The sequence below is a fragment of the Clostridium sp. MT-14 genome, from assembly GCF_042436595.1.
In the GTDB taxonomy this organism is placed as follows: Bacteria; Bacillota; Clostridia; order Clostridiales; family Clostridiaceae; genus Clostridium_B; species Clostridium_B aromativorans.
Genome location: NZ_JBHMIY010000053.1, coordinates 1 through 11,060, shown reverse-complemented (window position 1 = coordinate 11,060; position 11,060 = coordinate 1). Strand labels below are relative to the sequence as shown.

General features: G+C 30.4%; 11 protein-coding genes and 2 pseudogenes. 11 read left to right on the top strand and 2 right to left on the bottom strand.

The window, feature by feature from the left end; all coding sequences use genetic code 11:
• From ACFHWD_RS19780 to ACFHWD_RS19735, 10 genes and pseudogenes are all read left to right on the top strand, one after another.
• A pseudogene (locus ACFHWD_RS19780) lies at positions 1 to 697 on the top strand (IS630 family transposase); the annotation flags it as partial.
• 113 nt (positions 698 to 810) lie between these two features.
• The gene (locus ACFHWD_RS19775) at positions 811 to 1,596 is read left to right on the top strand and encodes a CPBP family intramembrane glutamic endopeptidase (RefSeq protein WP_229982149.1); all 786 of its coding nucleotides are present in this window, start codon (positions 811 to 813) and stop codon (positions 1,594 to 1,596) included.
• A 388-nt stretch (positions 1,597 to 1,984) separates the two neighbouring features.
• Entirely contained in the window at positions 1,985 to 2,401 is a 417-nt protein-coding gene (locus ACFHWD_RS19770; protein WP_378062889.1) for a PH domain-containing protein, read from the top strand.
• A gap of 344 nt (positions 2,402 to 2,745) precedes the next feature.
• Positions 2,746 to 3,288, top strand: coding sequence for a sigma-70 family RNA polymerase sigma factor (locus ACFHWD_RS19765; protein WP_150358719.1), 543 nt, complete (start codon positions 2,746 to 2,748; stop codon positions 3,286 to 3,288).
• The gene (locus ACFHWD_RS19760) at positions 3,289 to 4,506 is read left to right on the top strand and encodes a DUF4179 domain-containing protein (protein ID WP_378062888.1); all 1,218 of its coding nucleotides are present in this window, start codon (positions 3,289 to 3,291) and stop codon (positions 4,504 to 4,506) included.
• Positions 4,507 to 4,638: 132 nt separating this feature from the next.
• Positions 4,639 to 5,046 (top strand): annotated as a pseudogene (locus tag ACFHWD_RS19755) (M28 family metallopeptidase); the annotation flags it as partial.
• Between the two features lie 160 nt (positions 5,047 to 5,206).
• Positions 5,207 to 6,238 carry a M20/M25/M40 family metallo-hydrolase gene (locus ACFHWD_RS19750; RefSeq protein ID WP_179978164.1) on the top strand — a complete coding sequence of 344 codons (1,032 nt, stop codon included), beginning with the start codon at positions 5,207 to 5,209 and terminating at the stop codon, positions 6,236 to 6,238.
• Entirely contained in the window at positions 6,229 to 7,233 is a 1,005-nt protein-coding gene (locus ACFHWD_RS19745; RefSeq protein WP_378062887.1) for a M42 family metallopeptidase, read from the top strand. The genes ACFHWD_RS19750 and ACFHWD_RS19745 overlap by 10 nt, the downstream gene beginning before the upstream one ends.
• A 25-nt stretch (positions 7,234 to 7,258) precedes the next feature.
• The gene (locus ACFHWD_RS19740; RefSeq protein WP_378062886.1) at positions 7,259 to 8,230 is read left to right on the top strand and encodes a M42 family peptidase; all 972 of its coding nucleotides are present in this window, start codon (positions 7,259 to 7,261) and stop codon (positions 8,228 to 8,230) included.
• A gap of 45 nt (positions 8,231 to 8,275) precedes the next feature.
• Positions 8,276 to 8,707, top strand: coding sequence for a VanZ family protein (locus ACFHWD_RS19735; protein ID WP_268253960.1), 432 nt, complete (start codon positions 8,276 to 8,278; stop codon positions 8,705 to 8,707).
• On the opposite strand, the gene ACFHWD_RS19730 is transcribed toward ACFHWD_RS19735, so the two are convergent.
• Complete coding sequence (locus ACFHWD_RS19730; protein ID WP_150358712.1) at positions 8,704 to 9,303, bottom strand: uracil-DNA glycosylase; 600 nt, start codon at positions 9,301 to 9,303, stop codon at positions 8,704 to 8,706. The two genes, ACFHWD_RS19735 and ACFHWD_RS19730, sit on opposite strands and share 4 nt — an antisense overlap.
• A gap of 168 nt (positions 9,304 to 9,471) precedes the next feature.
• Here ACFHWD_RS19730 and ACFHWD_RS19725 point away from each other — a divergent pair, with 168 nt between their 5' ends.
• Positions 9,472 to 10,614 carry an alanine--glyoxylate aminotransferase family protein gene (locus tag ACFHWD_RS19725; protein ID WP_229982141.1) on the top strand — a complete coding sequence of 381 codons (1,143 nt, stop codon included), beginning with the start codon at positions 9,472 to 9,474 and terminating at the stop codon, positions 10,612 to 10,614.
• A gap of 265 nt (positions 10,615 to 10,879) precedes the next feature.
• Here ACFHWD_RS19725 and ACFHWD_RS19720 read toward each other — a convergent pair.
• The coding region (locus ACFHWD_RS19720; RefSeq protein ID WP_378062885.1) for a hypothetical protein at positions 10,880 to 11,060 on the bottom strand (181 nt) is incomplete at its 5' end.

The following is an 11,060-nucleotide window of genomic DNA, read 5'->3' as shown; positions in this document are numbered from 1 at the left end:
GGAAGCTGGTAATGAAACTTTATGGTGTTTCCTACTGTCAAAGAGGAATGCTTGAAGTATTATACAGAAATAATTTAAGTTTCACCCGTCCAACATATTCTTTGAAAAAAGCTGATGAATCAAGACAAAAAGAATTCAAAGACCAGTTTGAACTTTTAAAAAAAAATTAATGAAAGGTCATATAGATTATATTCTTTTTGAGGATGAATCAATGATTCGGGATTACCAGGCCATAGCAAAAATATGGTTTATAAAAGGCAGACAGCGCATTATTCCTACTACTGGTAAGCATAGGGGAGTTAAACTTTTAGGTGTATTAAACTATGAAACTGGACAAGTATATTGCAGTGAAGACGAAAAGTATGATGCTGAAGTATTTCTTAAATTTCTAAAGGAAATTGTACAGCAGTATCCTTCTGGAAAGATAGTAATGATCCTGGATAATTCTCGTATTCACCACGCAAAACTTATACAGCCATTTATGGAGGCAACCCCTCGATTGAAACTTGTATTTCTTCCACCATACAGCCCACAGCTTAACCTTATTGAAGGTCTGTGGAAGTGGCTTAAATCTGACATTATAAATAATGTATTTTATCCCACAGTAAAAGAAATAAGGACAGCTGTCAGAGAGTTTATTAAACGTATCAATTTATCCAACTCAGAGGTTATTGACAGACTTTGTATAAAGCTTTGAACCATTTTTACTTTCTATATAGAGTAAAAATATTCTGGTTTTATTTTATTTAAAAGTACTATAAACCACCATTTATGGTACAATTGATTAAAATGATCGGGAGGGTTAATAATATGAATTTTTTAAAAGATATTATAAGTCGGGGTATATTTTTATTGATTTCGGGGCTAATCGTATACATTTTAACTTCAAAACTAGGATTTGAGCACAAAGAATATAATTTTAATGATCCAAGAAAATCCGGATTACATGCTTTTGCTGCAGTTTTTATAAGTATTTTTTTAATTACGCTTATAATATTTTTTATAAATTATACTGGTAAATCAAATACTGATATACAGACAAGTGTAACTTATAATTTTTCTACTGTTCTGTCAAATGCATTATTGTATTTAATAATTATAAGCCCTATATTATTAACAAAGAAATTTTTTAAACAATCATGGGCAAGTACAGGGGTGTCAAGGCATAATCTGAAAAAATCAATTGGTATTGGTACAATCTCAGGTATTATATTTATAATATTGTCGCTATTTTATATGAATATAAATGTCGATAAAGTAATAACTCATTTAAACATTGGCCATTTTTGGGCGTTATTAAACTGTGCTGTAATTGGATTTTCTGAAGAGTTCATATTTAGGGGATATTTACAAACCCGTTTAATTGCATGGATGGGAAAAAACAAAGGATGGATGACTGCTTCTGCTTTAATGGCTTTAATGCATTTACCTCAAAGAATTTTTATTGGGAAAATGACTTTAACTGAAACCCTTACGAGTATGTTTGGTTTAGTTTTTTTCAGTTTGTTCTTGGGATATATGATGATTAAAACTGAAAATGTCACTGCACCATCTATATTTCATGCTTTATATGATTGGGGATATACACTGGTTTAGTTTTAAAGTATATAAAAAAATGGGTATTTTTCTATGCTCGCATAGTTAAAATATTGAAATTTTAACTATAACGGCAAAAATAAATATACCTACTAAGATTAGCAATATTCCATCGGATTTTTTATTTTGTTTATAAAAATATATTCCATTTAAAATTTGAAAAATTCCTACTGGCTTTTTATATTATAATAACATAAATGCTAGTTTCCAGCTTTAGTTTTTTTACATAAAAATATCTTTTTTAATATGATATAATATCTATTAAGAAAATAAAGTTTTTTAATTGGCCACTCTCCAGATTTTATCTCTTGCAAAGAGGGTATTTATGGCTAATTGATAACAGAGATCGGTTATTGAAAATCGATAAATTTTATGGAAGGGTATAAGGATGAAATTTAATTCGAAAATTGGTTGGTGGTTTCATATTACAGTAGTATTATTTACAATTATAACTTTATGGTTGTTTTATTTATATATTATAAATAAAATAGGATCTTTAGCATTTATTTTATTCATTTCTTTATTAATATTATTTATTTTACCAAGATATTTTCTTACTTATTATGTTTTTGAAGATTCATATTTATATATAAGAAGTGGGCTAATATTAAATATTAAGATTAATTATGGAGATATTATTTCATTTAAAGAGAGTAATAACATAATATCTTCTCCAGCGTTATCTATGGATAGATTAGAAATTAAATATTATAAAAATTCTTTCTGTGATTCTATATTAATTTCTCCAGATAAAAAACAGGAAATTATTGATGTACTCAACAAGCGAATTGCTTCACAAATTTAAAATTTTATTTATTATAAAAAGGCATGATCACCTTTTTATTTTGGAAAAAGACTAAAATAAAAGCTCAAAAAATTAAATGCACTTTGCGAGAGTGCATTTAATTAACTGAAAATCCAATTCAATAATAAAGCCGCAATGGCTTCTTTTAATTATATTTTAGCACATTTTTAAAAAAATAAACTCGATTTTAGAATAAATTATCGTAAGATCATGGTAATTTATTTTTTTATTTAGAACTTTTATTAACTTAATAATTGATATCAAGTGTAACTTTTTATATATTAAAATTGTCTAATTAATGTGTGATAAATTGTTTCCAGATATCTTTGTGGAGGAGTGAGGTAGTGAAAGAAACGGATAAAGTTCAAATTCTTGTGAATAATGCTAAAAAAGGAGATGATAGATCGTTTGTTGAGTTGATAAATTTTTATAAAGAAAATCTTTATAAAATGGCATTTATATATGTAAGAAATGAACAGGATGCTCTGGATATTGTAAGCGATACTGTATATAAAGCCTATATGAATATAAATAAATTAAGGGAATCACAGTATTTTAGCAGTTGGATTATAAAGATACTTATAAATTTATCTATAAATAAGTTAAAAAGTAATAAAAATATTATTTATGTTCATGACTATAATTTATTAGACAAGGATAATAATATTTCAGAAATGGAGTTTAACATATCTAAAAATGTTGACTTATATAATGCTATGGATAATTTGAGTATAAAATATAAAAACTTAATCATTTTAAAATATTTTCAGGATATGACTATTCCTCAAATTTCTAAGCTTTTAGAATACCCGGAAGGCACTGTGAAAGTTTATTTAAGAAGAGCGTTAAAAAAATTAAAAGTTGAATTGGAAAAGGGGTGTATTTAAATGAAGCATGATCCTAAAAATGGGTTTGAAAAAATTGACATATCAAGCAGGCTTGATGATGTAATTAAAAAGTCTATTTCAAAAGCAAAAAGGGATAAAAAAATAAGAACTATAAAACTAAGGCTGATTAAGATTAATGCTGCAATAGCTTCATTGATTATTATTTTCATCAGCAGTGTCAATTTTGTGCCTGCTTTTGCGGAGTCACTAAGTGATGTGCCTGTAATATCATCTATAGCCAATGCTGTACAATTTCATTATGATAAAAATATAGATAGTGCTGTAAATCAAAATTTGTCTCAAAATATAAGTAAAATTCAAAAAGACAAGAATATAAGTATCACTGTTGATAATGTAATTACAGATGATAAAGATATATTTATATTATATACGTTAAATGGAACAACAGCTGATGAGGATATCAAGAATCTTCTGATGAAAAAATTTTCTATAAGTGACAACAATGGAAAAACTCTCTTGAGCAGTGATGATTTTAAATCACAAAGACTTCCGCCTAAGCTGAATAATAAAAATCAAGATAGTCTATCCTTAAGCAACACAAATTATAAATGCATAATTTCATCATTAGGTAATTCTATTGAAAATTACTCCAAAAATAAGAAAACTTTTGGTTCCATAGAATTGATAAGTATAAAGAATATGAAAATACCTGATGAAATAAATTTAATGATTTCAGGTATTACTGAAGCATATAATATGTCTTATTCTAAGGAAGCTTACAATAATTTTACTTCAAAATTCAATAGAGAACCCAAAAATATATCCGGCAATTGGAATTTTGAAATAAAACTTGACAAAAACCTAAAATCACAAAAACCGGAAGAATATGATAATATTCCATTTTCAATTAATAATACTAATTTCACTTTTAAGAGTGTAAAAATCTACCCTACCCATACTGAAATAAGAATACAATTGGGTAAAAACAGTATTGATAAATCTCAATGCAATTCAATCGGAAGAATAGTTGGAGGGGATACCAGCAAGTTACCCTATTTGACAGATGAGAAAGGAAATAAATATAGTATTTCGGGGAATGCTCTGGTAAGCATGGATTCGGAAAATTGTATAAATTTATCATTTGAAAGTCCTTACTTTAACAGAACAAATAAATTGTATCTAGTGATAAATCAACTTAATTACTCAAATGGTGAACCTTATACAAATATAGAGACAACGAAAGTAAAAATCAAATAGTTTTTATTAAAAAATTATAAGTATCCATGAACTAAAAAAAGGAGTAGTGACTAGGTAATACTGTAAATTTAAGAAGTTAGCCCAATACAAGCAGTACTATTTTTGAGATAGCTTTATCATCATAGTAATTATGAATTAAGATTTATTTTCTTTGGTGGTGAAGAATTGGGAGGAGTAGGTTCAAATCATTACATAAAAAATTTATCCTCTAATGATAAAAAAAATATAAAGGCAGTTATAAATATTGATTCAATAGCACAGAAAGGCGGTAGTAAACCATATATATTTACCATAAGTGGAAAGGAAAATTTTGCCGTTACATTATTAAAAAGAAAACCAAAAGATATTAATATAAAGAAAACAGATCGTGAGTTTAGCGATTATGTTGCTTTTGATGCAAATAAAATTCCGGCATTGTGTATAGGACAGGCTTATGACAAAAATTTGAAAATAAACAGTTCACAGGATACAATCTCACTTATAGATGAATCAAAACTTAAATTAGTTACAGATACTGTTATAAATTCATTATCTAATTGAGAATTTTTAATTCAAAAATAAACTGGATTTTAAAATAAATTATCGTAAATCATGATAATTTATTTTTTTGTTTGCCTTTGACGATTTTCCTTTTGATAACAATTGTCCCTTGTAGTTATGCTATAATTAAATTACCAATATATTTGGCTGGAGGTAGGAAATGGAAGATTTGGATTTTTTAAAAAAAGTTTGTGAAGCCGATGCACCTAGTGGGAGAGAGGATTGGCTGTACTCTATCATAGAAGATGGTTTTAAGGAATTTGGGAATATAACCATGAGCAAAATGAATAATATTTACATATATAAAAAAGGAAAAAGTTCCAGTAAAATAATGATAATGGCCCATGCAGATGAAGTGTTTTTAATGGTAAATGAGATTTCAAAGGAAGGATTTTTAAAATTCAAAGCTGTGGGAATAGATCCCAAAAGCCTTGTATCCCAGGAGGTTGTCATTCATGGGAAAGAGAGGATAAAGGGAATTGTGGCTTTAAAACCCGAATATGAGGATAAAGACAGAAATAAGGTCAAAATGGAAAATTTGTATATAGACACCGGATATAATTTTGATAAATTAAATGATTTAGTCAATATAGGAGATTATATTACTTTAAAAAGAAATATGATTCAGCTTTTAAATGAGAATGTATGCTGTAAAGCCATAGATAATAGGGCAAGTATTGCAGCTATGCATATATGTGCAGCAGAACTCAAAAATGTCACTCCGGACCTGGATGTTTATTTTGTATGCTCCTGTCAGGAGGAAGTGGGACACAGAGGAGCTGGCATGGCAAGCTATGAAATCAAACCGGATATAGGCATAGCTGTTGATGTGACCTTTGATGGAGGAATATTCGGGGATACTGACAGAGAAAATAAATTGGGAGAGGGACCCGTCATATGTATAGGACCCAATGTGCATCCTAAACTTAAAAGCAGGATAATAGAGACGGCAGATAGACATAATATTTCCTATCAAGTTGAAGTGGAGCCGGGAAACACCGGGACGGACGCCTGGGACATTCAGACTGCTGTTGGTGGAATACCCACCCTTTTAATATCTATTCCGATAAAGTATATGCATACTTCCGTGGAGATGGTGAATTTAAGAGACATTAGAAATACGGGAAGGCTTCTGGCCAGGTTTATTCAGGAATTAAAAGCAAATGAATTGGAGGGATTGTTTTGTTTTTAGAAAAACTCTGTAATTCCATGGGACCCTCCGGATATGAAGGTGAAACAAGGAAAGTTATCTTAGATGAGCTGGGAATGTTGACCAAAGATATAAATGTAGATAAAATGGGAAATGTTGTGGTTCATAAAAATAATAGTTCCAATTCTCCTAAAGTAATGGTGATCTCGCATATGGATGAATTGGGGCTTATAATAACAGGTTATAATGAAGATGGAACTTTAAAATTTTCAACTATAGGAAACGTGGATAAAAATTCACTGCCCTGTAAAACTATTCTGATTGGTGATGAAAAAGTATCGGGAATTATAGGAATAAAACCAATACATCTCCAGAACAAGAAGGAAGTAAATGAGAGTTTATCCTGTGAAAATATGTGTATAGATATAGGTGCTTTCAGTAGGAAAGAATGCAGCAAAATTGTTTCACTGGGAGATTTTGCGGTGTTTGACAATCATTTTTGTTATTTTGGAGATGACTATATAGAGGGAAAAGCTCTGGATAGCAGAATAGGTTGTTCCATACTTATGGAATTATTGAAACAGGATTTCAAATGCAATTTATATGGTGTATTTAGTGTACAGGGCAATATAGGGCAAAGGGGAATCTATGGTGCAGCTTATAATATTAATCCAGATGTTGCTATAATTTTAGATGCGATAAATAGTATGGATATGTTAGAAACCCCAGATTATTTAAAAACCATCCAATTGACGGATGGCCCTATTATACCATTTAAAGGGGGAGAGTCAATATTTGACAAAGATATTGGAGAATCTATTAGGAATGAAGCAATTAATAGAGGTATTCCCTATCAAAAAGTTGGAGATACTCAGAAAGAGGGAGAACTTAAGGCAGTCCGTCTTAGTGTGAATGATTGCAAGATTGCGGCTGTACTAATGCCCTGCAGGTATATGAATTGCAATATATCTCTATGCAGTAAAGCTGACTATCAAAATACGTTGGAGTTGCTGAAAAACTATTTGAAGGAATTATAGTATGGTTTAGTTAAAAGGTGGAGGGGTGAGAATTTTGGATAAACTTCTAATAAAATTAATCAATTCTTTTGGAATTAGCGGTAGGGAATATGAAGTTAAGCGGGTAATAAAAGATTATCTAAATAACATAGATCAGAGCGTATATGAGGATGGTATAGGTAACGTAATATTGAAATTAGGATCTGGAGAAATTAAAATTATGTTGTGTTCCCATATGGATTCAGTTGGATTTATAGTAAATCATGTAGATGATAATGGAATGATAAGAGTCAGCAATATAGGTCATTTTAATAAGGAAGATATATCCCACAGTTTTATAAGATTTGAGAATGGCACATTGGGTAAAATATATACTTCTTCCAAAGATATGTTTGTTGATATAGGGGTAAAAGAAAAGGAAGAGGTATTGAAAAAAGTAAAAGAAGGTGACATGGCATTACTCGTAGGACCTTATTTAAATGCAGGGGATAATAATATAATAAGTCCGCTTTTACACAGTAAAGTAGGATGTTATATACTTTTGAGGCTTATAGAGGAAATTGAAATGGAGGATGGAATTGAGATTGATTTTGTGTTTGCCTCTCAGGGTGAAGTCGGAGGAATAGGAGCAGGAATTGCGGCGAATAATATAAAGCCTGATTATTGTATAGTAGTGGGAACTGATAAGGCGAAAAATTCAGAAAAACCGGATACAAATATAAACATGGGAGAAGGTCCTGTGCTCAAGATCATGGATAATTCTCTTATAATGCACAGAGATGTAAAGAATATATTGGAAAATGCAGCCCAGAAGGCAAATGTAAACCTTCAGTACAGCATAAGTACAGACAGATCTGAAGGAGGATTATTGCATAAAGAGAGAATTGGTATAAGAACTGGGGAAATTGCGATACCCTGTAGGTATAAGTATTCTGCTTCAGAAATGATATCTATTGATGACGTGGAAGATACTATAAAGGTATTAAAACATTTGGGGAATTTTAGTAGTCTTCTGTAAAAATGAATATTCGATTAAGGTTATTTAGAAAGGCTTAAATGTGAAATGAGAAAATTTAGGTGGATTTTAGTAGTATTATGGATGATAATAATATTTGCTTTTTCCAATCAGAAAGCAGTTGTGTCAAATGATAAAAGCGAATTTGTTATATATATATTTCAGATGTTAGGGATTGATTTAAATAGTATATTTGGAAACTTAGCCAATTTTGTAGTGAGAAAAGTTTCTCATTTTTTAGAGTATTTAATATTATCAGTACTTATATTCAACGCGGGAAAAGAGAATTTCAAGTTGAAAAAATTAGCTGCTTTTTCACTTTCAGTAATATTTTTGTATTCCTGTTCAGATGAATTTCATCAGCTGTTTGTGTTGGGAAGAACTGCTCGAATGAAAGATGTAATAATAGATACTGCAGGTGGAATGGTGGGATTTTTGATATGTTATTACTGGTACAAAAAAAGGGCTAAAGAGCTCTAAAGGTTATTTAGAGCGTTCTTTAATTTTAGCCAGTCGTTTTTATAGGTAGATTCAAAATTGCTATTTCTATTGTAAGTCAGAGCAGAGGGGTGGTACATAGGAAATATATGTTTTTTAAGCTGTTCATTAAAATAGATATTTCCGTGACACTCTCCTATAGAATTGAATTCAGTAAATATTTTTAAAGGTGTATTTCCCAAAGTTATAATTATTCTAGGATTTACCAGTTCAATTTCTTTATTCAGTATATCCTTGAACAGTTTTATTTCAGAAATCTTTGGAGTTCTGTTGCTTACAGTTTTTCTTCCGTTTTTACCTTCTTTTATCTTAATAGGCCTGAAAAAACAGCTGTTAGTTATTCGAACCATTTTCCTTTCTAAATTTATTAGGTTTAGGTATTTTTCAAAAGTTTTGCCAGCCATGCCCACAAAAGGTTTACCCCTTTCTACTTCTGTTTTACCGGGAGCCTCACCTACAAATAATACGTCACAGGGAATGGGACCATCTCCTGATATATATCCGCCTATTGGAGACTCCTTGTAATTGTCACAAATTTCTTTAATTTTTTTTCTAAGCCTTTCTTCTATATCATTCATAAAAGATTTCCTTTCTAATATTTTATCAATTATATTTTCTTACATTTTAACATATATATACTTTTTAAATGAAATAATTTATCTACTTTTAGCATAATTGTACCAATACATTTGCAAATAAATATGCTGATGATATAATGCTGTTAAATTGTTTAAGAGGTGATTTTGTTGAAAGTTCCATATATAATGACGCCGGGGCCCACAGAAGTTAGAGAAAATGTGAGGCTGGCTAGAAGTGTGCGATGCACAAATCCTGATTTAGATATTAAATTCTATGATTTTTATAAGGAAACTTGTAAAAAGATAAGTGAACTTTTAAAAACTAAAAATGAAGTTAGAATATTAGGCGGCGAAGGTATGCTTGGTTTAGAGGCTGCCTGTGCCTCTCTCACTGAAAAAGGGGATAGAGTACTTGTAATTGACAATGGAATATTTGGAGAGGGATTTGCAGATTTAATCAAATTGTATGATGGCGAAGTGGTGTTTTTTAAGGGAGACAGGAGAGAAGAAATAAATTTAGAGGATTTAAAGAGATTTTTAGATAAGGACAGCAATTTTAAGTATGCCACGGTTGTGCACTGTGATACTCCATCAGGAGTACTGAATGATTTGTCAAAAATATGTCCTATGCTCAAGGAAAAAGGTATATTGACTCTAGTGGATAGTGTTTCCGCTATGGGAGGTGAAAATTTAGAAGTTGATAATTGGAAAATAGATATAGTTGTAGGAGGATCTCAAAAATGTATTTCAGCACCTCCGGGTCTTTCACTGCTCAGTATTAGTAAAGATGCTTTTTATGCAATGGAAAGCAGAAAGAGTCCTATAAAGTCTTTTTATTGTAATCTGCTGGTTTGGAAAAATTATTATGAAGAAAAGTGGTTTCCATATACCCCACCTATAAGTGATATAATTGCATTGAGAACAGCGGTGGACAATATTTTGGCAGATGATAGTGTCCTGAAAAGACATGAAAGAATCGGAAAAAGCATGAGAAAAGCTATTATAGAAGCTGGACTGCATTTGTATACAAGAAATGGATATTCCAATACTGTAAGTGTTATTGAAGTACCGGCAGGTATAGATGAAAAGAAGTTGAGACAATACATGGTGGACAATTTTAATGTTCTGATAGCAGGTTCTTTTGGATATTTGGAGGGGAAGGTGATTAGAATAGGGCATATGGGTGAAAATGCTAGAGAAGATCTAGTAGTCCATACTTTATATTCTCTTCAAAGAGCTTTAGAGCATTTTGGATTCAAGTGTAAATGTGATATGGCACAGTGCTTTTTAAGAGAAATTCACAGTTCATGATGATGAAATTATAAAATAAACAGCACCTAGTGTATCAGTATACGAATGGTATGGAAAAAGCTATTATACAGCAGGAAATATAAGATAAATTGGTTTTAAGGATATATACTGCAGAGAAAATAAAATGAAATATGATAGAATATCAACTGTTGTCACGAAATGAAGCGGCAACATGATAGAATCAATGTTTTTCAATTTTTTATGTTTTAAAAAAATAATAAAAATTCAGAAAAGAACATTGACAAATGTAGTTACAGATGATATACTATAAAAGCTGTCTTAAAGAAGAGCAGGCAGCTTGAGATGATCCTTGAAAATTGAACAGAATAAATATAGGGAAACTTATATGAGAATAAACCAGCAATTCTTTTGAGCTGCGATGAGCAGCTAAAAGTAATTTTGTAAGTAATATGCTTGAAATTGACAGTAACGAGTACAGCAAGGAA

Excerpts from the sequence above, each read along its gene's own strand:
- ACFHWD_RS19775 (WP_229982149.1), top strand. The coding sequence starts at position 811 with ATGAATTTTTTAAAAGATATTATAAGTCGGGGTATATTTTTATTGATT.
- ACFHWD_RS19770 (WP_378062889.1), top strand. The coding sequence starts at position 1,985 with ATGAAATTTAATTCGAAAATTGGTTGGTGGTTTCATATTACAGTAGTA.
- ACFHWD_RS19760 (WP_378062888.1), top strand. The coding sequence starts at position 3,289 with ATGAAGCATGATCCTAAAAATGGGTTTGAAAAAATTGACATATCAAGC.
- ACFHWD_RS19750 (WP_179978164.1), top strand. The coding sequence starts at position 5,207 with ATGGAAGATTTGGATTTTTTAAAAAAAGTTTGTGAAGCCGATGCACCT.
- ACFHWD_RS19735 (WP_268253960.1), top strand. The coding sequence starts at position 8,276 with ATGAGAAAATTTAGGTGGATTTTAGTAGTATTATGGATGATAATAATA.
- ACFHWD_RS19730 (WP_150358712.1), bottom strand. The coding sequence starts at position 9,303 with ATGAATGATATAGAAGAAAGGCTTAGAAAAAAAATTAAAGAAATTTGT.